Origin of the sequence: Peribacillus sp. V2I11, from assembly GCF_030817135.1 — a bacterium.
Taxonomy (GTDB): domain Bacteria; phylum Bacillota; class Bacilli; order Bacillales; family DSM-1321; genus Peribacillus; species Peribacillus simplex.
In genome coordinates, this window is the sequence record NZ_JAUSYW010000001.1 from 384,923 (window position 1) to 407,637 (window position 22,715).

Genomic DNA, 22,715 nt, shown 5'->3' on the forward strand with positions numbered 1-22,715 from the left:
TTACCCACCATGTTGGTTGGTATAAGTCCTTAATTCACGATACACATCCGCATATTATGATAATAATTATGCATGTTTTGTGATTAATGCCGAAATGGCTTCTTTTGGCTTGAAGCCAATAACTTGATCTACCTTTTCTCCATCTTTGAATAGAATTAGAGCTGGAATTCCCATCACTCCATATTCGCTTGTCGTATCTGAATTTTCATCCACATTAAGTTTTACGATCTTAACCCGATCACCCATTTCCACATCTATTTCATTAAGCACTGGCGCAATCATTTTACACGGACCGCACCACGGTGCCCAAAAATCAACCAATACTAAACCTTCCTTGATTTCACTAGCAAAATTATCATCTGTTACATGTTCTATTGTCATGATCATTTCCTCCTTGTATTATCCGAAATATTTATGGTCTTTACTCATCATCTATTTAAATCAATTTTTGCGATTCCATTTCCCGGAATAAGAAATTCTGATTTCCTCGCATTTATTTTCGGATGGATCTTGATGGATTCCAATTTACCGGATAACTCCATAAACCATGTTTCATCTTTAGAAAGTAACGCCAAATCAATTAAGGCCAAAAGATGAGTTTCATTACTGATTTCTAGATCCGGCAATTTTTCGGTCCATTTACTCGGAATCCAAATCGATTTCCCAACCGCTTTTTCATTGTCACTTTCCACCACATTCACTTTAACGATTTCTCGATTATCGCTTACGGTTTCAATAAAACCATGGATAAGTTCCCCATCTCTTGATTTTCCCTGTACCCAATCCCCATTTTTGAACAGATTATTTTCAACCATTTCCTTAACACCCCTTTTATGTTCATTTGATATTCAAAGTTATTAACTGTAATAATAAAATATACATTTAGTGCAAAGGAAAAACTAAATCAATATCACGGACATTGTTTAATTTTTTCCAAAAAAGTGCTTAGAGTTATATCTTCTAAATATTTTTCAAAATATAATTCAGCTTCATCAAATATTTGATCCATGACTACCTGGGTATTGGAAGATATGACACATTTTTTCTCCGGATCACCTGTACACCACTTTGGTTTCAAGGTTCCATGTGAGACCGCTATATAAATATCCGCCAAACTTACCTCTTCAGGGTTACAGTCTAGAATATAGCCTCCGCCCACACCTTCTTTAGTCTTTACAAATCCCTTTTTTCTTAAGCAGCTCATCATTTTCCGAATCCTTGCCGAGTTTGTACAAACGTTTTCTGCGATAGACTCACTGCTTGCCATATGATCTGGTAAATAAGCTAAATAGACCAAACTATGCACAGCTATTGTAAAATCACTATTCACTTTACGCATCCTCCTCAAGGAGATTACTGTAATAATAATATTTACAGTTGATAAAGTCAACTCAAAAAACTCAACAGGGTTCTCAACATTGTCTATCGGTTTAATATTGCATTGAAATCCCCAATTTATGCTTTTAATATTGCCGAAGTTAAAGACTCTTAAAAAAAGACTCGGTGTTAAAATTATTGCAATTAATGATAACGATTCAATCACTCTTTCTTCATCTTTAGATTTTACTGAAACGAATTTTTGATCCCTCATTAATATTTAGACATATTTTTATGGTTTAAAACGGTGCGAATGAAGAATATAGATCCTTTATGAAATTAATTTGGGCATCAGATATAAATAAAACCAACCTATATAAATGCAAAAAAGCGCTCGACCAATTCAGGTTAAATACTTTTCTATTTATTAAGTTCATTCAAAAAAAACAACCGATTACTCGGATGCTTACTTTAATCAATTTTATAGATTCACTGACTCTTTATTGGTCAAGTGTGCTTTAATAAAAAGATTAATTGAAAAGATTTTTATTTTTTACATTTAGATTTCCATTTGAATTTAGATTCCCATTTGTTATCTTTAAATTTACATTTGTGTTCAAATTTATGTTCACATTTAGGAAACCATACCGAACAAGTATCCTCAAAGCATTTTTTCACAAAATCATTTATCATTCTAACACCCTCCTTAATACTGTATATGCATCTTTTGATAGAAGGTGTGGACAAGTGTTTTTTCTGTTTGCGTGTTTACTTTCAAAATAAAAAAGCGCTCACCTAGAATTAAACTGTACCCTATAGAGTAGACACCTAAAAAAGTCTCCTATAGGGGCTGTTGACAATCTAAAAGGAATTTCTGAAACCTGTATAGAATTTATTCTATGCAGGTTTTTTATTGGAGGGATTTCTATGATGGGACGCAATGATGAGTACCAAAGCAAAATGGAGTTTATTGATTTGAACGATTTTGTTCCTACTAATCATATTCTCCGCTTAATATTGGAGAGAATTGACTTCTCTTTTATATACGTTAAAATGGAAAGTTTTTATTCGAAACTGGGCCGGAAGTCTTTGGATCCCGTCCTCCTTTTCAAGATGTTGCTTATCGGCTATCTTTTTAATATTGACTCAGAACGCGAACTTGAACAGGAGGTTCATTTAAATCTTGCTTATAGATGGTTTTTAGGACTTGATCTAACTGATCGAATTCCCGACCACTCTATTTTTAGTCAAAATCGTCGAAGACGGTTCAAAGACAGTGCCGTATTCCAAGAAATCTTCGATCACATTGTTTCACTATGCATTGAAAAAGGATTGGTCACAGGGGAAACCATTGTGACAGATTCTACCCATATAAAAGCCAGTGCTTCTAAGGATCAGGTGAAAAAGGTTGAGGTTGAGAAGACTCCTTCCCAGTATTTAAATACTCTTGAAGAAGAGGCAAAGAAGCTTGAAAAAGAACTGCAGGAGAAAAGAGAAAACGTTGGCCGAAAAAAGGCTGGGAGAAAACCGAAAGAGTCTACTACAAAAATAGTGTCCGTCTCTAAAACCGATCCTGATTCAGGGTTATTAAATCGACCCGGGAAACCATCAGGTCCCCACTATTTGGCTCATACCAGCATTGATACCCAAAACGGAATCATAATAGATATTCATCCGAGTGCAGGAAATGTAAATGACTGCGAACCTTACGTAGAACGCTTGAAAGTGATAAAAGAGAAGTTTCATTTAAATATTAAGAATGTAGGGGCGGATCGTGGATACGATACAACGCCTATTCACCATGGATTAAAAAAATTAGGCATAACGGGGTATATCAGTCCCACTCAGTATGATTCGGCGTTTAAGACAACCTCGCATCGGGAGTTCACTTATAATAGCGAAAACGATATATACCTATGTCAAAATAAGAAGGAACTAGCCTTTACACATTTAATGAGAAAGGGCGAAACAAATTACAAGACCTATTCGGCAAAAACCCAAGACTGTAAAGTCTGTCCTTTCAGAGTGGAATGCTTCGGGAAAACAGCGACTAAAAGAACCATATCACGCCCCATCGCCCATGAACTATTAGAAGAAAACATGAAAAGGACAAAAACAAGTGATTACAAACTGGTTCAAAACTAAGAAGAGTCTGGTGTGAAGGCTCATTTGGCACCATGAAAATAAAGCACAATTTATATAAGACATATAAGAGGGGCATTCAAAAAATCCATGAACAATGCCTCTTTTCGGCGTTGGCCTTAAACTTAAAACGAATGGTAAAAGTAATGAACTAGCTACAAAAAAATGAAGAAGAATAATCAATAAACAAGCAATTAACGATAAAAATCAAAATGGGGAAGGAGCAAAAGCTCTTCCCCATTTTGTCAACAGCCCCTATAGGGTACTTTTTTGTATAATTAAGAAACACAACGAGAAAACAGAATATGGGACTGGAGAAGGTTATGAGTAAAAAGCGTTTTACAGAGAAAGAAATCAAACTACTATCATCTAAATAATTATGTTAAATCTGTAAGTTCAAAAGGGATTACTTATACTGATGAATTTAAGCATATATAGCGGAAAAACAGAAAGGCAAATTCGCAAGAGGAATTTTTGAAGAATTTGGGTTTGATATAGAGGTTTTGGGGACGGAAAGAATTAAATCAGCGAGTAAGAGATGGCAAGCTGTTTACGAGAAGAATGGGATTATTGGTTTATGTGACACTAGAGCAGGAAATTCAAGGCGCCAAAAAGAAAGAATACTTACCTTAGAGGAGAAAAATGCTCGCTTAGAAGCACAAATCAACTTACTAAAGGCAGAAAACGAACTGTTAAAAAAGATTCGTTTTGCAGAAAGGGGGATGAAGAAGTAGTTCTTCCTCCTTTCAAAAAATATATCCTATTCGTTCCGTGATTGAAAAATATCAGCTAAAACATATGGTGAAATACCTATGAAAAATAGCCGGTGTTTCAAGAAGTGGTTATTATAATTACTTCTCAGTGAAATCACAAGAAAAAAGAAATCGAAAAAATTTCAAAAATCGTAAGAAAGGGGCTCGTCAGATCAAGATGACTTTGGCGGGTCAATTTAATGTTGTCTATAATTTGAAGCGTATCCGGCGAATCATGAAGAAGTACAGCATTCTATGTCCTATTCGGAAGGCAAATCCGTACAGACGAATGATGAAAGCCACTCACGAGCACTTTGTGTGGTGCCGAATCTTTTGAATAGGGAATTCAAACAAGATGTTCCAGGTAAAGTACTACTGAATTCTTGTAGGCCCAGAATGCCATCACTATTATAGTTTTTAATCCACCTGTCTATAACTTACACCTAGTTCTTTTCCAATCAATTTACTACCCATACCTCTATGTAAGTACATTTCAATGGCTTGCATTTTAAAATCAACAGTAAAGGTTCTTCTATATTTACCCATAAAAATATCCCCTCCATAATAAACAGTACAGTACCTTTCTTTCAACTGTCTACTATAGGGGGATAATACCACAATACAGGAATCATCTTTTTTAAGCTGTCCTTAACAAAGGGTACATTTTAGAATGGGGACTTACCTTTTATACTAAAAATTTTTATTAAATATGCGTTCTTTATAATTTTCTTCAATCAGTAAATACTGTTCTGCTTTTATCTATCAATTCCAAAACAAAAACCACCTTTACTGAATCATTCATTCAGAAAAAGTGGATTAAGAAACAAAAATGAAAGATAAACCAAAATTTTATATAAAATCGGTGGAAGGATTCAGTCTTAATGGATCAACCATATCGATATTATATAAAATTTTGCATCCAATCTTCCAAGAACTTTGATATATCAAGGTTTCATGCTATCTTATTTTGTTTGTTGTTTATTCATTGCGCTCATCATTTGATTAATTTTCTTTTGGGATGGTTTCATACCCATTTGCATCATCATCATTTTCAACATCTGTTCGTTAATTGGCGGATTTTTCTTTAAGTAATCCATCATGTATTTACGAGCGATGAAAAATCCCAGCACTACTCCAGCAATCAATGCCAGTACGCCAACTAGAATGTAAACCCACATACTATTTCCTCCTTCATGTTGTCTAACATCAGTGTACTAGACCAAAGGTTATTATACAATACCCGCTACCGAAAAGTCCCCCATTTACACAAATTTTCTTTCTTTTATCGGTTTTAACCAACCGTATTTTTCATGTTCAAAATCAATTGCCAGAAAACTCGCTTCATATTTTCGAATACTTTCAAAGAATGCCGTCTCCGCTTCATAGTCTCCTTCAGCCTTAAGAGTAATGGACTCATTCTGAATGATTAAAACGGCTTTACTTGATCCGTTTGTTTTTTCTAAATAGTATTTTCCATTTTGAGTCCAATAATTCATCTTTTTTTGCAAACGTTGTTCAATAGCTAACTGCAACTGGATAATCGGGACTGTTTTGGTGACATATTCGATTTGTTTTTGCAAAATACTCTTCAGTCTGCCCCTTGCTTGAATATACTCCAAAAACAAATTGAAAAATAGCTTCTCTCTTCCATAATAATGATGGGCAAATTCATCTTCGATTAAATAAATTTGATAGGTTCTCATCAGCCAATGCCTCCTAGCTTTCCTATTTTGGTCACGAAAACATCTAACCACCAGGACCCTCTCCACTATTTTCCACTATTGATGACTTTCCCCTTTAACTGACACATTTAAACGAAATTTATTTATTCTCATTATATATTGACAAACTAAAAAGATATGTTGTTTGCTGGAGAAATTATCTTCTTTTTTTGTCGAATGGAAGATTTCCTTTAGAGTAGGAGCACATTCAATATAAAATACGATTGTTTTTGATAAAAAAACTGACACCACGCTAGTTGGTGTCAGTTCCCCATTACTATTTTTTAAGCATTTCCTTAACACGGGCAACTACATTTTCTACAGTGAAACCAAATTCCTCCATGATTTTACCGCCTGGAGCAGAAGCTCCAAAATGATTGATGGCCAATATTTCACCCTCATCACCTGCATAACGATCCCAACCAAACGGTGAAGCCACTTCGATAGCTAAACGTTTTTTCACTGCCGGATTGATTACGCTTTGTTTATATTCTTTAGATTGAGTTTCAAATCGATCCCATGATGGCATGCTGATTACCGAAACATCAATTCCTTCGTTCGCTAAAGCTTTCTGTGCTTCCACAGCCAAGTTCACTTCGGAACCAGTCGCAAGAAGTAATGCATCTGCTACTTCTTTCTTAGAAGCAGAGATGATGTAAGCCCCTTTTGAAACACCTTCATACGCAGTTTCGGAAGTGTCTTTTATTGTTGGCAACCCTTGACGAGTCAGTACAAGAGCAGTTGGTTTATTTGTTGACTCCATTGCCACTTTCCAGGCTGCTGCCGTTTCATTGCCATCAGCTGGACGGATTACCCCTAGGTTAGGCATTGCGCGCAATGATGCTAATTGTTCGATTGGCTCATGAGTCGGCCCGTCTTCCCCTACAGCAATGCTGTCATGAGTGAATACATAGTTTACAGGCAGTCCCATTAGTGCTGCCATTCTTATGGCAGGACGTAGATAATCAGAGAATACGAAGAATGTTCCTCCGTATACTTTTAATCCACCATGAAGTGCCATTCCGTTTAAAGCCGCACCCATGGCGAATTCACGTACACCGAACCAAATATTACGGCCACTGTAATTACCAGGTAATAGATCTGTCTCACCTTTGATGGCAGTATTATTAGATCCGGCTAAATCCGCAGAACCCCCAATGAAGCTAGGGACCTTTTTGGCAATCGCATTTAGTACTTCCCCACTTGAAGCACGGGAAGCTAATGTCTTACCTTCTTCATAGACCGGAATTTCCTGATCCCATTCAGCAGGCAGCTCACCTTTGATGGCCAGCTCCAATTGCTGTGCTAACTCAGGATGTGCTTCTTTGTAATTTTTGAACAATTCATTCCAAGCTTCTTCTTTTTGAGCGCCTGCATCAACAACAGCTTCATTGAAGTGTGAATACACTTCTTCAGGAACATGGAAGTCCTCTTCGAATGTCCATTTATATGCTTCTTTTGTCAATTTCAGCTCATCTGCACCAAGCGGAGCGCCGTGAACAGCAGATTTACCAGAACGATTTGGTGAACCGTAACCAATAACCGTTTTCACTTCGATTAATGTTGGGCGTGCTTCGTCGGTTTTCGCTTCTTCTATCGCATTAGCAATTTCCTGAAGATCGTTCCCATCCTCAACGCGGATATACTGCCATCCATAAGATTTGAACCGGTCTGCCACGCTTTCACTAAATGATTGACTTAAGTCGCCGTCAAGGGAAATATCATTAGAATCATATAAAACAACAAGTCTTCCGAGTTGTAGATGTCCAGCTAATGAAGCTGCTTCTGCAGAAACACCTTCCATTAAATCTCCATCTCCACAAATGCTATATGTATAATGATCGACCACATTGTAAGAATCGCGGTTATAGCTTTCAGCCAAGTGACGTTCTGCCATTGCCATTCCGACTGCCATTGCGATACCTTGTCCAAGCGGCCCGGTAGTTGCATCTACACCAGCCGTATGTCCGTATTCAGGATGTCCTGGAGTTTTACTGCCCCATTGGCGGAAGCTTTTCAAATCATCGATAGATAAGCCATAGCCCGATAAATGAAGAAGGCTGTATAACAGCATAGACCCATGACCAGCTGAAAGAACAAAGCGGTCTCTATTAAACCAATCTGGATTTTTCGGGTTATGGTTCATATATTCGGTCCATAGTTTATACGCCATTGGCGCTGCACCCATTGGCATACCTGGATGGCCAGAATTAGCCTTTTCAATTGCATCAATCGATAATGTACGAATCGTATTAATAGAAAGTGCATCTAATTTATCTAACATATCGTAAAAACATCCCTTCCTGTAATGTACCTCTTTATATTATAGTGACAAGCATAATATCACAACTAAAATCACTATTTACTGCCCCAATATTACAATTTTCTAAAAATAAGAGAAGTCCCCTATTTAGAATAAACTAAATAGGAGAATACATACATCAATGCACTCTCTTTTTACATGCTAATAGAATTCTCAATTGGAATGTCCCTTCAGAAGAATCCAAGCATTAATGTAAATTTCTTTTTTCTTTTATATTTTTTATCTTTTGAGGAGTGACGTCATTACCTTCTGGATCCACGACTTTCACATGCTCCAACGTATCGGACATGGACTTTCTGAATGTTTCCAAATACTCACTTCTCAATTGGGTTTGCTCTTTCGCCTCAACTTCCGTCAAACCTTCAGCCTTTGCCTTTTTAGAAAGTTCATTAATACGGGCTATTTTTTCTTTTGATAACATAATTTCGCTCCTTCATAATCTGCGGATACTGTCATGGTATTAAAAAAAAAGCGAAATTACAAGTTCTATGATTTACTTTCCTTTGTATTCATTTGATGTTCGAGAAAACGCCTGTTCACAGTAGCCTTAGATACATTGTATCCAAAGCCCCTTAATGTGGCTGCGATTTCTGAGAATGTCAATCCATTGGCCCGAAGTTTAATAATTTCTTCAATAGGAATCTCCATACGGTCCCTTCCAGTGGAGTTCCTTTGATTCTGAAGGTTTTTTTGAGGACGGTACCCTTTTTCAACGGCTCTTATCATCCCGCGCTTTATTTTAAGATTATGTAGTTTCCTTTGATATTCTTCTACAATACCGACTATCTGGATGACCATGGCATCCGAATCCGATAACTCAAGCTCTCCATCGTGTGAGAGCGTATAAATTTTCACATCTTCTTTAAGGATGAAATGGAAAAGGGCTATTTTGGCATTCCCTCTTCCCAGTCTTGTTTCGTCCTGGATTAATAGTACTTCAGCTTCTTTGGTTTTAAATAGTTCGAGCATGTCAAAAATTCCATCCCGATTCAACTCATAACCACTTGCCTGTTCTTTTATAATGGAAACAACTTCCACATCCATCTTTTCCGCCAATTTGACTAATTCATCTTCCTGCCTTGCCAATGATGTTTCCTGTGACTCTTTTTCTGTGCTGACCCTACAATAGATTACCGCCTTCATAATACCCTACCTTCACTACTTACTGCTCACTGGCCAAATTCTGGACAAGTTCTTCCTCTTTAACCGGTATGACGATGACTTGACCAGTTTTAATAGAATCCGCCCTGACTCCATTATGCTCTTCTATCCAACCAATGAATTCTTTTTTTGTCAAATTTGCTTCTTCATACTCTTCGGCAATTCCCCATAGGGTGTCACCTTCACTTACTTCTATAGAAAGGAAATCTTTTTTTTGATCATTGTTCAATGTACAAGAGAATAAAATTGAAAAGATGAATACTGATCCCGCTAATAGAATCGTATAAATATAATTTTTGTATAATTTTTTCATAATTATCCCTCCAAAGCGAATGTTCGTTCGTATGTTATGGTTAAATTATAATACGAACATTTGTTTCAGTCAACAACTAAATTCGAACTTATGTTTGTATAGAGTTGGGGGCCATGCTATAATGTAGCAAAGAACATTGGGGAAGAGGTGCACTAATGACTAAACTATCAAAACGGCAGCAAGATATTCTTGATTTCATTAAAGAAGAGGTCCGCCAAAAAGGGTATCCACCTTCCGTAAGGGAGATTGGCGAAGCTGTGGGACTTGCATCAAGTTCAACAGTACACGGACATTTATCCCGCCTGGAAAGTAAGGGCCTGATTAGACGTGACCCGACCAAGCCAAGGGCCATTGAAATAATGAATTCGGAGGAAGCGAACAGTATTCCCAAAGCCAATGTCGTGAACGTGCCGTTACTTGGAAAGGTAACAGCGGGCATGCCTATAACGGCCATTGAGAACATAGAAGAATACTTTCCGCTTCCTGAAAGCATGGTTCCACATGATGACCATGTATTCATGCTGGAAATCATGGGTGAAAGTATGATCGAAGCAGGAATTCATGATGGGGATTATGTCATCGTGAAACAACAAAGCAGTGCCAATAATGGAGATATCGTCGTGGCCATGACGGAAGATGATGAAGCCACTGTAAAACGATTCTTTAAGGAACCGGATTACATAAGGCTTCAGCCTGAGAACTCAAATATGGAACCAATTATTTTACGAGATGTTTCGATACTTGGAAAAGTAATCGGCTTATATAGGCAAATACACTAAAAGCGCTAACCGCGCTTTTTTTGTTTGTTTAATTTATGTCCCAAATTCTCTCAATATGCATATGGAAGAGTAGATTTTGAGATATTTTTTAATAGAATCAAGTTTTCATGGAATATTAACATCCTTTATAACGGATGAAAGGTATACTATCGCCTGTCTTGATATATGTACTTTTAAAAAAACTATTTCAAATAAAAAAGGAGAGCGGTAAAATACCGCTCCCAGTTAAAATTCATTTCACTCTTAATCTTTGGTTCACTTTAATTAGGTTAGATCGACCAAGTCATTCCACTGTTGAATCTGCACTTGTGTAGAACCATATGCCTTTGCAAGCCCAGAGACTGAATCCCCCTTTTTGACAATATGATAAACCTCTTCGGTGCTTGCATCATATTTAGTTAAATCACTTGTTTCAATTAGGCTCACCAGTTTTTCTATATATTTCGGGTCCGAGGCGTAACCCGCATCGAATATTGCTTTGAGTGCTTTTTTGTAATCTTTTTCTCCAATGACAGCTGTATAGAGACTTCTATTCCACGAAGTTCCCTTTACATATAGATTGGCAAGATCTCGAAGACTTACTTCCCAAGTTGGGTATTTTCTAAATTTGTTCCATACTTGAACGGGCACACCGTTGACATATTCCATTGTTTGAATAATGACAGACTCGCCCTTAAAGTCACCTTTTGTACCAAATATATTTTTCCCTTGATTTGCTAATAAGCTTGTCCCATATCCACTCTCCAAGCAAGCTTGTGCAATGACAACAGAAGGTAAAATTTTAAATTCCTTTTGAATTTTCTGGGCATAAGGAGCAATATGCTTAATAAACTTTTCCTTGCTCATTAGAACCTCCAATTATTAGAATCACTTTATTTTTTCACTGTTTATCTTTATTCTTATCGTATTCTAAAATATGGGAAAGGTTACAGCTTGTCCAACAAAAAATGTTCGGAAAAGTGGCTCGCTCCGCGTTTTATTAAAACCATTCTCCCCTTCCAAACAGGAAAGCCGTCAATCGATATAATATAGATTTATGGATTTTATTTTGATAACCTTTCAATAAATAATTTTTAAATATGTATTCATATATTATGGTATAAAACCTTGATAAATAGTAAAAATTAATTTTAAAAACTTTCATGTTAAGGTGGTGAAATTATGGACTTCCCAACCATCCATACAAACTTTTGGGATGCAGTGATAGCCATTCCTACCATCATGATTCTTACTCAACTTATAAAGGTCATGTTTCATGTTCCTCCTAAATTCATCCCAAGCATCGCTTTAGGTCTTGGCTTATTCATTTCCATTTTCATAAGCCATCGTCATCATTTGGTTGCAGGAATTTTCATGGGCTGGTTTTATGGCTATGCAAGCATAGGCAATTATGCTGCACTCAAGACTGGTATTTTGTCTTATAGAGAATCGTATCAAAAGGCGGATTAAATCTATACAGGTTGTCACTCGTTGCAATTCATCAATCTTTTTTATTGCCAGGAGACTTGACTTGCTTATATCCCCATATAACGCCCGTAAATTTAACACCTAAAATGGCTGTTTCCTTTTGCTGAATCGCCATCATCCTAGTTAACCATACCATTTCACAGCTCCATCTCATTTCATCAAAAATACCCTCTCAATTAAGAGAAGGCCTTTCACTATTTCTCAATATAGACTGAACGAATCAGCGTCCGGGTTCTTTCAGTACCATTCACATTTTTTTCCTTGACATCAATTGTTACATTATAAACACCTGACTTAGGTACTTCTGGAAGGGCACCAGTAAAATTTTCGGTATCCATTACCTTAATGGAGCTTTTTTCACTAATTTCATTACCGTTTTCATCTAATAGATGAACCAAAAATGTTGTGCTGATTGGCCTTTTTTTATCATTCATTGGGTTCTTTATTAAAAATTTTGCATCTTTTTGCTTAACTTTACCGGCCATACTTAAAGTAATGGGATTCTTTTCGTTGAATTGTGCTGTGAACAAGAAGGCGTCTTTTGGCGATTTAGTCTTCATTCGCACTTTCCAGTCCCCAATTTCAAGGTTATTTCTATTGAATGATTGGATGGTTGCGCCATTAAAAAAGGAAATTTCATTCTTGACTGAATGAACTTTTAAGGAAGGTAAATACTTTTTATTGGATGGAGAAATTAATTCAACCTCAACATCATTTGAGGCTGTATATATGGTTATATTACATGGGGCGGCTTCATTTACATGGAAATTTTTTTCAATCCAGACATTTTGTTTCAGGACATCACCCAGAACGGTTTGAGCGAGTGCGGTTGTGATGACATCATCTTCTACTCGTTCTTTATAGTTGACATTAAATTCAGGAACCCCAGCGATGGAAGTGCTTCTTAAATAGGGTTCAATTCTTGAAAATACAGCTGAACCAACTCGAATATTGTCGTGATCAAAGTTGGGATCCGTAAATAAATGTGTTGCGTAGGGTATTTTTGTACTCCATACATTCACAAGACCATCATTTTCTCCATATGAAGATAAGTATTGTCCACCCATTGATAAAGCTGAAAGAACCGGGCCTCTGTTCATACCTGCTACAGTGAAATACATGTTTTTACGTGAGTTAACATGGTTATCTGTGACAGAACGAAATTCCGCCATTTTACCAACTTGTAATGAATAAGTTCCATCATCTTTTTGACCTAATAAGGAACCAAGCCAGCCCGCATACCAGCTATAAGCCAAATCAGCTAGGTAAGAACCATGATGAGGGGAAGCTAAAGTGATGACCCTTCCAACATATTGGTGTGCTCCATAGTGTACTAGAGCCGCTTGGGTGTCTGGCCCTCCTTTGCTGTGAGCTATAATATTTACTTTTTCGCCCCCGAAATGGTTACTGATTTCTGAAAGCATTTGAGCTAAAAGCCTTCCATTAGCATATTGGCTCACTGATCCATTTCCAGCTGAATCATGAAGCTGAACAAAAACAGTTTGGTAGCCTGCTTCATACGCCTTGGTATACATATCATTAACACCATGATATTCCGTTTCACCGTACCAGCTGGTTGAACTGCTGTTTTTCCCTTGAACAAACACGATCGGTGGTTTCTCTGTGTCAAGATTGGGAGGAATACTTCCAAGAAACCAATCCCCTGGACTGAAAGTTTCGGAGGGCGGCTTCAATTTTCCTGCAGAGGAAATGTCTGGCTTAGCCATAAATAATATGGTTAGAATGAGGACAAGAAAAACGACATAATTGATTACATTCCTTTTCAATTGTTATCTCCTCCAATATCCTGTGGTATTTTTTCGAACTCATCCTATTATCAATGCCCTCCTTCCCAGGCCTTCCATAGCCTTCATTAGTATATATTTGTACTTTTGCATACCATTACCTGCTATCTTCATAAAGATGGGAGAAAAAAACTAGAAGAAGTTCATCAAAAATGGAGATAAAGTATGAAGACTCGCCTTCAATTCATTTATGGATGCATCTTTTCCTTTTATGAAGATGTACTTACGGAGGAAATCCTTAAATCGAATCCTTCAAGTTCACGAAAAAAAGAACAAGCCCTTATCCTGCAAAGGATAGAGGGCTTGTTCATCAATATTAACTTTTCCTTCGAATTTGCCATTGTCCATTTGCTCCTATTCATGGTGTTTTCAGTCCGGCCTATACATTAAGTAAATAAATTTTTTTCACGGCAATCGGCTGTCATTCATGAGGATCCCAATATCAATCGTCTATTTTATACAAAATATCAGCATGCTCCAATTGGGGGTTGCAGCTGTCCCTTTTTTAAAGAACGTGAGAAGTTTGGATTTTTTCTCCTTTAAGCACTCCCCCCACCTCCTCCTACATACCCGAATTTTCCCCTGAGAACAGGATCAATACCTTCCGATTGTACAATTTGACAACACCGTCGTGTACGATAATATCCTCAATGCCTCCTACTGCAACTTCAAAAGAATTAATTTCCCTTTCCACTTTTTTCATCTTCTTTCCATCATTACTTGAATCTTGTCCCGTGGAAGTTAGGAATGTATTGATTAGACTTTACATTCCGAATGGCCAATCTGATGAAGAAACGCTGGTACACTTGACTTTCAACTACATTTGAAGTGTAGATGAGGATCAAAAAAAATGATATCGTCGATCGAGAATCCTACACATTCAGCAAATAAATAAGCCTTATCGATTCGCAAAGGAATCTTATATTGCTCATAGTCAATGTAAGTCCTCTTGGCCATCTTCAGCACTTTAGCCATTTCATCTTGAGTTAATCCTTTATACTTCCTAGCTTGTTTAAGTGTGAACTTAACGTTTGTCATATCTTGTCACCACCTGTCTTAAAAAATAATATCACACTTGAAGTATAGTTACCAACAATTTTTCGCAAAATTCACTCACTTTAAGTTTACTCACTTTCACTCATAGTGTATATTCAAGTAAGAGGTGAAGAAATATGCACATTGGTGAACGGATTAAAATGTTAAGAAAAGAAAGAAAAATGACACAAGAAGATTTGGCAAATATATTAAAAGTGGCCCCAACGGCAGTATCAGCTTGGGAATCCGGACGGAATAAACCTTTAATGGATAAATTGAGCATGATGTCGACATGCTTTGAAATACCGCTATCCCACCTCATTGAAGGAGCACCTATAGATAGAAATAATCCTGGAATGGAATTTCTAAATGAAAAGAATGTAAGATTAATTGGTGTCTACGGAAATATCCCTGCTGGAGAGCCTAATTTTACCAACGAATATATAGAAGCCTATATGCCGACATTAAATTCGATGCTAAAATCGAATAAAGAATATTTTTTCCTAAAAGTGATTGGCAATAGCATGAACAAAGAATTCAGAGACGGATCATTGATTCTCGTTGAAAAAACAACCTACGTCGAAAACGGAAAAATTGGTGTGGTTTTAGTAAATGGTTACGATGCTACGGTCAAAAAAGTGAATATCAATAAAGAAAACATCACACTCACTCCTTGCAGCACGGATCCTTTTTATGAAGAAAAAACCTATAACATCAAAAATGATAGAGTCCGAATTTTAGGAAAAGTAGTTCAAGCCATTAAAATATACGATTAATATCCATCTCGAGGGTTTCTTTACGGAAATGAAAATAAATGAATAATGAGCAATAATACATAGATTCAATTCTACATATTTAGGTACAAGCCATCATTGTTTCTTTTTAGTATTGTTCTCTTAGATTACTTATGAAATTGAGTGAATGTATTTGGTAACTATGCGTCCTAGGACGCTTTTTCCAGTAAATTTTCCTTACATGCAGAAAGAATAAAATTGTCTATATTAGGCAATCAAATTATCATAATTTTTATTATTGGGTTCACAACCTCATATAAAATCTTATAATGGAATGATAAGCATTTGCCTCTGTAGCTCTAGAAGGGAAGAGCGCCGGATAATATTGTAGCCACCGGGTCGCAAGGTAAGGGTTTCAGAAGCACCGAAAAGCAAATAAGCTGAGGCATGTGGAATCCCAGCCGGTGAAAATCCGTTGGAAAGCGTGTTCTCCCTCATCCTATGCTTACGAAAGGAGTGCGGGTTCGAAGCTCGTCAGAGGCTTGTTTCCTGATAAACTGTAATTATATATAATGCCAGAAAGTGACTCCCATTTACACAAAGTCCACTTTTTCCTACTGTGCAAATTTATTATTTTCCCTTTGTGTGGACTGGCATCTATGTTAGTTCTTAAATCTTTTCCCCGTATATCAGTTTTAAGAATTAGATTTTAATATTAGAGGCTAATAATATTTTGGTCATAATATTCCCATTCCTTCCGCTATTTTCGAATCGGGACGGTAGAATGTATATCATTATTTCATTACATGCATATTCCTGAACCAAGAAAAGCCCCTCTCTTTTTGAGAAGGGCTTCCTGAGTGGTGTGCTTTCTGGAAGTGATGAATAATTTAACTAGTCAATTATTTATTCATTTCACCCGCAATTTCTGGTTTACTGTAATGGTGTACTGACTGTCAAGACCGTTCCAATCTTTAATTTGCTGAACCGTACTCCCATAAGCAATGCTTAAGGAATATACGGTATCCCCACTAACGACAGTGTGGTATACAGCTGTACTTTTCTTTGTAAGATTGAAGCATTTAACTAAACCGTTAACATGTCCGCGAGCCAGTGATTCGATAAAGGATGCCGTTTTCAATTTGGATGCGTCATTGACATTATCGATAAATCCATTTTCAGTAAGGAGTGCAGGCATGTCCGTTTCACGGAGCACATGTAAATCTCCTGTTTTTTGTCCTCTGTCTTGGATGTTAATAAGCTTCATGACCTCTGAATGAATATGATCTTGATACGTTTTCGTTATCTGGTTAGTGGACGTATAAATGTAATCCTCGTACCCAGTTCCGCCGCCAGCATTAATGTGGATGGAGAGATAAAAGTCAGCTCCCCACGCGTTCGCTGCATTTGTTCGATCGTTTAAGGAAGGGTACGTATCTTGGGTCCTGCTCATTTTTACAGAAACGTTATTATATTCTATTAATAAAATGTCTTTAATCCGAGTTGCAATGGATAAAGTTAAATCCTTTTCTCTCAATCCATTCCCCACCGAGCCTGGATCCATACCGCCATGGCCGGGATCAATAAATACTTTTACCATTTCTATCACCTCTATTAATCTTATGTTACGTATTAACAAATGCTTGTACACATAACTATCGGATTAAAGAAATTTCAAAATAATATAGAATTCTTCTTCTCGGCTGCCGTTCCCAAAAAAAATACACCCCTAAAGGTGTTTATGGCAAATTATATATTATGACATTCGCCCAATGGACGAGAATTTTTCGAAAAAAGCTTTCTTCCATTTTCCCACTTCGGTATCAGAGCATAAACAAAGTGATGGAAGGAGATAGAGAGATTTTAAAAAAGTCAACATCAACAAAAAGCTTTTCATTTATTGGTTATTGTTTGTTTTATTTATTACTTCTGCACAATCTTCGATTGAGTCAATCACTATAGTTGGTTCTGATAATTACGGAAAATGTCCATTTTTTTCAGCGACAATGTGTTTGCTGTTTCTTGACAGACAATGGAAGTAATTCCAATTGATTCTCAAGTCGTTTTCTTCGAAGTTCCTCTGGCATCATTCGGTTTTCCTGTCCACCAGAAATGACAAATACAAGTATTTCAGGAAAAGTATCAGTTTGATGGATTTGATTCACGGTTTTTTCCACAAAATTAACTTCATTGAATTGTTTATGTGGAGATAAGGAATCAAACATCTTGAACATCTTATTAATGGCTTTAACTGCCTTGCCTTGATATTCATCAAGACTAATATCTTCGGGGTACTGGATTCTAAAAAAACGATTCCCGCTACTTCATTTGGGTAAAGTCGGGGGTATAAATTAGCATATAATCCACATAGCGATGTCCACCAATAAATATGGAGGTTCAAACCCTACGATTGTTAATGCTTCACGTAAAGTGTTAACAATACTTTTCCCGTCTTAGCTTTCCTTCGGTTTATCACTGCCAGCAACACCAAAACGATTTTAGGAAAATACTGATGAGGATTCCGAAATTGCCGGTAGGATTTTCATCCACCCCTCTATCGGTCCCGAACCACCGTTAATTAAAACTATATTAGGTTTGCCGTTTCCACTAATATTATATTGTAACGTCCCTTTTGGTGTTTCCAGTTTATATTTTTCTATTTTCAATGTCTGCACACCTCACTTTGTTTACATTGCTTTACGTGTGTATCAAGTTTTTGGTTTCATTTATTGAGGATTCAGCCAAATGCTAAATGTATTCTTTGAATACGAAAGTTATAGAAAAACTGGACACTTACCCCATAGATAAGGTGAACTTATATTCCTAAACATTGAACGGGATTTTAAAAGGAGAGGTCGTATGATGAATGGATATGGTAAATTTGAACAATTGGTTAAAAAGTTAGATCAAGGAAACAAGCTAATTCGCGCATGGGAATTAAAAGGCGGAATTTCTGCACAGGTGACAGGACTTGAAATATTACAATCGTCAGGGCGGATCATTAAAATGATCGTTCGTCAGCATTGTGATAATGACTTGAAACGGAATCCAGATATTGCAGCAGATGAACACAAGCTCTTAGGGATATTGAAAGCTGCCGGTTTACCTGTACCGATGCCATATTACTTCGAGCAATCCTGCGAGATTTTTTCCAAGCCATGCATACTTATCGAGTTTATTGAGGGTAAGTCAGAATTCACCCCCTCAAATCTTAATGATCATATCTTACAATTGGCAATCAATCTATCAAAAATCCATCATGTTGATTGTGCAAATCCATCTTTATCATTTCTGCCTAAACTAGAAAATAGATATGTCGAGATGTTAAATAATAAAGATAGGGTAATCCTGGACGAAACATTAAATCTGAGCGCGATTAGAGATTTGTTAAAATATTCCATTCCGTTATGTTCCATCAATAAAGAAGTGATCCTTCATGGTGATTATTGGCCAGGAAATATATTATGGAAAGAGGATAAACTAGTTTCCATAATTGATTGGGAAGACTCAGGCTTAGGGGACCCTTTGGCTGACCTTGCCAATAGTCAACTCGAAATTTCATATCATTATGGAATGCAAGCGATGAATGACTTCACCAATCAATATAAATCCATGATGCCGGAGGTGAATTTTACAAACTTACCTTTCTGGCAATTATTTGCCGCATTACGGTTATCTACATTTCCTGAATGGGGCTTGGAAAAAAGCAAGGAAAATAACTGGCGGATAAGACACAAGTCATTTGTTCGTCAAGCGATTAACCGAATTCGTTTAAATTAATGTTTATTCAATTTTTTTAAAATGAGTGAAAGTTCTGATATGCCCGTGAATTTTTGATAAAGGCATTTATACCAGTCCCTTTATCAATTATTTTCATAAACTAATAATGACTTTCAAAAAAAAGCCAGGAGGTGTTTAAATGTATAATAAGCCCTGGGGGCATCCGAAAGGCGGTCAATGTCCACCACAATATTGCCCACCTCACAGAATGCCCACTCAGTATAATCCACCTCAAATCTCCCCAACAAAGCAATATGTTAAAACTAATGTCATTAACACTGTGATTCCGGTTTTTCACCCGACACATACAACTACCGTGAATAAACACTTCAACACATATATACCGCATACCCGAAGTATCGTGAAAGAGTGTTATTCCCAAAGCTTTGTTTGTGGAGTTCCTCACCCCCCCAGTTTTTCAAGGAGAATGATAAGATATTAATTAAAAAAACCCCTATTCGGGGTTTTTATTAATTCCATGCTTCAACCTTTGAAAATTGACATTCAAAGTATTTACAACTGTCTAAATGCAAACTCCCTATACTTTTTAAAGTTTTGTTTCTTATAAAACTCTTTTGCAGCTATGTTTTCAAACCAATAATCCAGTTCAATTAAATCAATATCGTTCTTTTTAGCAATTTCATATACCTCTTTCATTAGTTTTTTTCCGTAACCTTTTTGGGTTTGACTTTCAACGATACTAAGCTGATGCACATATACTGATTTATACGCATTTTTAAATGCACTTTCTGGATAGTTTTTAATTTCAATCCATACATAACCAATTGGTTCTTCATGATCTCTTAAAACTAGAAAAACAAAACTGTTATTTTCAACCAAACTTTTGAAAGTTTCTTTCATTGCACTATAATTATATTCCTTAAAATACTTAGGATATAGTTTTACATGCAGATTGTGAACATTTCGATTTAATTTTGCAATTACTTCATGATCCCTGGTTTGAATAACATACATAATTATCCCCCTTTCTATATCCTGTGAATTTATAACGGGTTTATACAATTCTGTCCTTCTTTCTTGGTAGCGGGATACGGTAAATGAGCTTTCCAACTTAAGGGTCGAGATGTCGATTGCAGTGCGAAGGAAATTAGTGTAATCCGAAAGGGAAACAAAAAGGATACGCTAAGCGTGCCCCTTCCTCCCTTCATGATTCAAAAGGTTATTGCACATTCGAAATACGCGTTATAAAGGGTAGATTATGAAAATGAATTGGTTTACCCCCAAATATTAAGAGTCGTTTGTTGACCCTTTAGTGCGAGAATCTTGATGGATCCTGCAAGAAGCTTAAGACTGAGACGAATAAACGTGCCGGTATAACCAAAGACTTTTGGTTTAGCTTTTGATTTTCGGGCACGTTATGGTATAGATTAGATAATCATTTGGGAACAGTCAACATGTGTATCTCATTCCATATTTGTGTTTGTTTGACAACACTTTAAGAAGCAGGAGAGTTGATAAAAAAGTATTAAATAGAAACTTAGTGGTTAAACTCCTGTTTCAAAGAATGTTAACAAAGGTGTTCGTTCTGTATCAAGTTGAAACTCTTCCGGTTTTTTACCTGGTGGAAAATAGGTACGACTAAGTTGATCAAATAATATGACTCCCAGTACTGGATTATTTAACTGAGCAAATTGGCGGTGCATTGCCAATAAATAGGACACATGTTTTAAATAATTCTCATCTGGGCCTACATCACGCATACTCTCGCTATGAGATGGCAGTGATACACCTACGAAGTTTGTAAATTTATATCATTTTCAAATGGCAATTCTGAAATTGGCATAAAAAATAGCACCTCCAATTGTTAGATGGTGTCTAACAATTGGGGTGCAGTACATGTGGGGAAGGTTTATTGGAGGGTATAACAAATCTAGTTCTATTCCTTGGCACTGAGGAAAGTGCCTTCATATTGCTATCTTATTTTCAACAAACTGTGCGTTAGTTGAAGAAGTAGTAAAAAGGTATTTCAATTGGAAGATCCCTTTTTACATGCCGATAACATCTGATTATATTAACTAGTTTTGTATAGTGTAGGCACTAACCTTTTTGAAGTGGTATACCTAAAAATGTTTGAAAAGTCCTATTCGCCGCAGACTGGGAATCCTAATCCTATTAAAGTTGATGCTAATAGAGATGAAATACGGATTCTAAGTGTAGCTACATCATCAATTTCAGTGACTAAAAAGAATTGACCATTAACTTCTAAGATACAAGTTGATTGCACACTTTCTACCCCCTTTATAAAAAGATATATTAGTATATGAAAGAGATATAAAAGTGTAATAGGTTAATAGTTTGATTCTAAGAGGAAATAGTATATTTGAAATTACTATGTTAATTGCATATACACCTGTGAAAAAAGGCTTATAAGAGGTGAGAAAAAGTAGATAAAGAACAATTAGAGTATATTAAAGTAGGGATTTTTGCAGGTATTCTATTAGTTTTACATTGGAAAAAGGCATTTTTCTTAGCCAAATTGGATTCATAAGAAATGCTTGATGCGAACATTGAACTACCCACCACTTATCGACCTTACTTTCTGATTGAAGTGGCGGATTCCTAAGAAGGAAAAAGGGGAACAAATCATATGGATGACTTGTTCTCCTCCTTTTTTAGAATAATCACTTATTGTATTCCAAAGCCTAGCATGAATTTGCTGCATATCTCCATCTTTATATTTTTCCAATGTTATAAAATGCACCTTCTGTAAAGGCCCATTGGCTTAAATGCTCAGGTATCCTTCTTGGAGCGTTCCATACTGGACATAGGAGAATAGATCCTACTGAACAACGAATAGTGAGTATTTAGCTATTGTTGGATCACATTTATATTATATATTCTATCGAGGTATATTTTAAAATAAACAATATCTTTACAGAGGTTCTTCTGGTAGTTTTCAAGCCTCCAATTCCTTTACACCCATCAATCGTTAAAGGAATGGTTTTTTCAATGACATTTTCAATGACAATATCGGAATTACTACCAAGAAGGGTTAAGCAATCGTCATTAGCCACTAACTTTTCCTGATAAAATGGGTATAGTTGTTTTTTATGGAAACGGCATGGCTGACATCTGAAATCGACATATTGAAGCATTCTTTGTTTATTATAAATTCCATGAAATAAGTTCACCCCAATATAATCGTTAAAGGAATAATTCGACAAAATTCCTAAAAATCCCTGTTTGCACTTTTATATGTTGCTATCAGGTTTTAAGAAGTGCCTTATTGTATCACTTTCAGCATAGTTTTGAGCGTGAAAGGATATATTCTGCAATGACTGAAAATATGAAACTAATTATAGGTGGTATTAGTTTAATATGGGGCCTTAAGATGATAAGATTCTTGGGGGCTTGAAAATAGTAAT

29 protein-coding genes and 2 pseudogenes are annotated in these 22,715 nt (G+C 36.4%); 9 read left to right on the forward strand and 22 right to left on the reverse strand.

What is annotated here, in order from left to right; genetic code table 11:
- Positions 1-66: 66 nt before the first annotated feature.
- From trxA to QFZ73_RS01800, 3 genes are all read right to left on the reverse strand, one after another.
- Entirely contained in the window at positions 67-381 is a 315-nt protein-coding gene (gene trxA / locus QFZ73_RS01790) for a thioredoxin (protein ID WP_307262257.1), read from the reverse strand.
- A gap of 47 nt (positions 382-428) precedes the next feature.
- On the reverse strand, positions 429-815 hold the full coding sequence (locus QFZ73_RS01795) for an IDEAL domain-containing protein (RefSeq protein ID WP_251436550.1): 387 nt from the start codon (positions 813-815) through the stop codon (positions 429-431).
- Positions 816-910: 95 nt separating this feature from the next.
- Positions 911-1,330: an RrF2 family transcriptional regulator gene (locus QFZ73_RS01800; RefSeq protein ID WP_063234652.1), complete on the reverse strand. Its 420-nt coding sequence runs from the start codon at positions 1,328-1,330 to the stop codon at positions 911-913.
- A 914-nt stretch (positions 1,331-2,244) separates the two neighbouring features.
- Here QFZ73_RS01800 and QFZ73_RS01805 point away from each other — a divergent pair.
- The 3 genes and pseudogenes from QFZ73_RS01805 to QFZ73_RS01810 form a co-directional block, all read left to right on the forward strand.
- Positions 2,245-3,462 carry an IS1182 family transposase gene (locus QFZ73_RS01805; RefSeq protein ID WP_307262264.1) on the forward strand — a complete coding sequence of 406 codons (1,218 nt, stop codon included), beginning with the start codon at positions 2,245-2,247 and terminating at the stop codon, positions 3,460-3,462.
- A gap of 32 nt (positions 3,463-3,494) precedes the next feature.
- Entirely contained in the window at positions 3,495-3,614 is a 120-nt protein-coding gene (locus QFZ73_RS28850) for a hypothetical protein (RefSeq protein WP_373458904.1), read from the forward strand.
- A gap of 168 nt (positions 3,615-3,782) precedes the next feature.
- A pseudogene (locus QFZ73_RS01810) lies at positions 3,783-4,589 on the forward strand (HTH domain-containing protein); the annotation flags it as partial.
- Positions 4,590-4,591: 2 nt separating this feature from the next.
- On the opposite strand, the pseudogene QFZ73_RS01815 reads toward QFZ73_RS01810, so the two are convergent.
- The 7 genes and pseudogenes from QFZ73_RS01815 to yneA form a co-directional block, all read right to left on the reverse strand.
- Positions 4,592-4,757, reverse strand: a pseudogene (locus QFZ73_RS01815) (transposase); the annotation flags it as partial.
- 416 nt (positions 4,758-5,173) lie between these two features.
- Positions 5,174-5,389 carry a YneF family protein gene (locus QFZ73_RS01820; protein ID WP_034312934.1) on the reverse strand — a complete coding sequence of 72 codons (216 nt, stop codon included), beginning with the start codon at positions 5,387-5,389 and terminating at the stop codon, positions 5,174-5,176.
- Between the two features lie 84 nt (positions 5,390-5,473).
- Positions 5,474-5,914 (reverse strand): sporulation inhibitor of replication protein SirA, encoded by a 441-nt coding sequence (gene sirA, locus QFZ73_RS01825; RefSeq protein ID WP_251436553.1) that lies wholly within the window; start codon positions 5,912-5,914, stop codon positions 5,474-5,476.
- Positions 5,915-6,209: 295 nt separating this feature from the next.
- Positions 6,210-8,216: a transketolase gene (gene tkt, locus QFZ73_RS01830; protein ID WP_307262269.1), complete on the reverse strand. Its 2,007-nt coding sequence runs from the start codon at positions 8,214-8,216 to the stop codon at positions 6,210-6,212.
- 226 nt (positions 8,217-8,442) lie between these two features.
- Positions 8,443-8,676, reverse strand: coding sequence for a DUF896 domain-containing protein (locus QFZ73_RS01835; protein ID WP_063592970.1), 234 nt, complete (start codon positions 8,674-8,676; stop codon positions 8,443-8,445).
- 65 nt (positions 8,677-8,741) lie between these two features.
- Positions 8,742-9,398 carry a YneB family resolvase-like protein gene (locus QFZ73_RS01840; RefSeq protein WP_251436559.1) on the reverse strand — a complete coding sequence of 219 codons (657 nt, stop codon included), beginning with the start codon at positions 9,396-9,398 and terminating at the stop codon, positions 8,742-8,744.
- A 19-nt stretch (positions 9,399-9,417) separates the two neighbouring features.
- Positions 9,418-9,729 (reverse strand): cell division suppressor protein YneA, encoded by a 312-nt coding sequence (yneA, locus tag QFZ73_RS01845; protein WP_251436562.1) that lies wholly within the window; start codon positions 9,727-9,729, stop codon positions 9,418-9,420.
- A gap of 155 nt (positions 9,730-9,884) precedes the next feature.
- On the opposite strand from yneA, the gene lexA reads away from it, so the two are divergent.
- On the forward strand, positions 9,885-10,508 hold the full coding sequence (gene lexA / locus QFZ73_RS01850) for a transcriptional repressor LexA (protein ID WP_251436565.1): 624 nt from the start codon (positions 9,885-9,887) through the stop codon (positions 10,506-10,508).
- A gap of 264 nt (positions 10,509-10,772) precedes the next feature.
- On the opposite strand, the gene QFZ73_RS01855 is transcribed toward lexA, so the two are convergent.
- The gene (locus QFZ73_RS01855; RefSeq protein ID WP_307262278.1) at positions 10,773-11,354 is read right to left on the reverse strand and encodes a glucosaminidase domain-containing protein; all 582 of its coding nucleotides are present in this window, start codon (positions 11,352-11,354) and stop codon (positions 10,773-10,775) included.
- A gap of 315 nt (positions 11,355-11,669) precedes the next feature.
- Between QFZ73_RS01855 and QFZ73_RS01860 the strand changes: the two genes are divergently transcribed.
- On the forward strand, positions 11,670-11,957 hold the full coding sequence (locus QFZ73_RS01860; RefSeq protein WP_251436570.1) for a hypothetical protein: 288 nt from the start codon (positions 11,670-11,672) through the stop codon (positions 11,955-11,957).
- Between the two features lie 31 nt (positions 11,958-11,988).
- Here the strand turns inward: QFZ73_RS01860 and QFZ73_RS01865 are convergent, their stop codons facing one another.
- Entirely contained in the window at positions 11,989-12,111 is a 123-nt protein-coding gene (locus QFZ73_RS01865; RefSeq protein ID WP_285847378.1) for a hypothetical protein, read from the reverse strand.
- A 58-nt stretch (positions 12,112-12,169) separates the two neighbouring features.
- On the reverse strand, positions 12,170-13,702 hold the full coding sequence (locus QFZ73_RS01870) for an esterase/lipase family protein (RefSeq protein ID WP_307272525.1): 1,533 nt from the start codon (positions 13,700-13,702) through the stop codon (positions 12,170-12,172).
- A 243-nt stretch (positions 13,703-13,945) separates the two neighbouring features.
- Here QFZ73_RS01870 and QFZ73_RS01875 point away from each other — a divergent pair, with 243 nt between their 5' ends.
- Positions 13,946-14,170 (forward strand): hypothetical protein, encoded by a 225-nt coding sequence (locus QFZ73_RS01875; RefSeq protein ID WP_307262283.1) that lies wholly within the window; start codon positions 13,946-13,948, stop codon positions 14,168-14,170.
- Positions 14,171-14,342: 172 nt separating this feature from the next.
- On the opposite strand, the gene QFZ73_RS01880 is transcribed toward QFZ73_RS01875, so the two are convergent.
- Together QFZ73_RS01880 and QFZ73_RS01885 are read right to left on the reverse strand one after the other, a co-directional pair.
- Positions 14,343-14,483, reverse strand: a complete 141-nt coding sequence (locus tag QFZ73_RS01880) for a hypothetical protein (protein ID WP_307262286.1) — start codon at positions 14,481-14,483, stop codon at positions 14,343-14,345.
- A 110-nt stretch (positions 14,484-14,593) separates the two neighbouring features.
- Positions 14,594-14,818 (reverse strand): helix-turn-helix transcriptional regulator, encoded by a 225-nt coding sequence (locus tag QFZ73_RS01885; RefSeq protein ID WP_063234642.1) that lies wholly within the window; start codon positions 14,816-14,818, stop codon positions 14,594-14,596.
- A 134-nt stretch (positions 14,819-14,952) separates the two neighbouring features.
- On the opposite strand from QFZ73_RS01885, the gene QFZ73_RS01890 reads away from it, so the two are divergent.
- Positions 14,953-15,591, forward strand: coding sequence for a LexA family protein (locus QFZ73_RS01890; protein WP_307262291.1), 639 nt, complete (start codon positions 14,953-14,955; stop codon positions 15,589-15,591).
- A gap of 868 nt (positions 15,592-16,459) precedes the next feature.
- On the opposite strand, the gene QFZ73_RS01895 is transcribed toward QFZ73_RS01890, so the two are convergent.
- The 3 genes from QFZ73_RS01895 to QFZ73_RS01905 all read right to left on the reverse strand — a co-directional run bounded on the left by QFZ73_RS01895 (position 16,460) and on the right by QFZ73_RS01905 (position 18,215).
- A complete protein-coding gene (locus QFZ73_RS01895) occupies positions 16,460-17,149 on the reverse strand; it encodes an N-acetylmuramoyl-L-alanine amidase family protein (protein ID WP_307262294.1) in 690 nt (229 codons plus the stop codon).
- Positions 17,150-17,546: 397 nt separating this feature from the next.
- Entirely contained in the window at positions 17,547-17,774 is a 228-nt protein-coding gene (locus tag QFZ73_RS01900; protein ID WP_307262297.1) for a hypothetical protein, read from the reverse strand.
- A gap of 273 nt (positions 17,775-18,047) precedes the next feature.
- Positions 18,048-18,215 (reverse strand): hypothetical protein, encoded by a 168-nt coding sequence (locus QFZ73_RS01905; protein WP_307262300.1) that lies wholly within the window; start codon positions 18,213-18,215, stop codon positions 18,048-18,050.
- 193 nt (positions 18,216-18,408) lie between these two features.
- Between QFZ73_RS01905 and QFZ73_RS01910 the strand changes: the two genes are divergently transcribed.
- The gene (locus tag QFZ73_RS01910) at positions 18,409-19,329 is read left to right on the forward strand and encodes an aminoglycoside phosphotransferase family protein (protein ID WP_307262303.1); all 921 of its coding nucleotides are present in this window, start codon (positions 18,409-18,411) and stop codon (positions 19,327-19,329) included.
- 208 nt (positions 19,330-19,537) lie between these two features.
- Complete coding sequence (locus QFZ73_RS01915; RefSeq protein ID WP_307272527.1) at positions 19,538-19,771, forward strand: CotD family spore coat protein; 234 nt, start codon at positions 19,538-19,540, stop codon at positions 19,769-19,771.
- A gap of 71 nt (positions 19,772-19,842) precedes the next feature.
- Here QFZ73_RS01915 and QFZ73_RS01920 read toward each other — a convergent pair whose 3' ends face one another.
- From QFZ73_RS01920 to QFZ73_RS01935, 4 genes are all read right to left on the reverse strand, one after another.
- A complete protein-coding gene (locus QFZ73_RS01920; protein WP_251436585.1) occupies positions 19,843-20,304 on the reverse strand; it encodes a GNAT family N-acetyltransferase in 462 nt (153 codons plus the stop codon).
- 530 nt (positions 20,305-20,834) lie between these two features.
- Positions 20,835-21,050 carry a DUF3732 domain-containing protein gene (locus tag QFZ73_RS01925; RefSeq protein WP_307262308.1) on the reverse strand — a complete coding sequence of 72 codons (216 nt, stop codon included), beginning with the start codon at positions 21,048-21,050 and terminating at the stop codon, positions 20,835-20,837.
- Positions 21,051-21,430: 380 nt separating this feature from the next.
- Positions 21,431-21,574 carry a DUF3956 family protein gene (locus QFZ73_RS01930; protein WP_251436588.1) on the reverse strand — a complete coding sequence of 48 codons (144 nt, stop codon included), beginning with the start codon at positions 21,572-21,574 and terminating at the stop codon, positions 21,431-21,433.
- Positions 21,575-22,175: 601 nt separating this feature from the next.
- Positions 22,176-22,364 carry a hypothetical protein gene (locus QFZ73_RS01935; protein ID WP_307262313.1) on the reverse strand — a complete coding sequence of 63 codons (189 nt, stop codon included), beginning with the start codon at positions 22,362-22,364 and terminating at the stop codon, positions 22,176-22,178.
- Between the last annotated feature and the right edge of the window lie 351 nt (positions 22,365-22,715).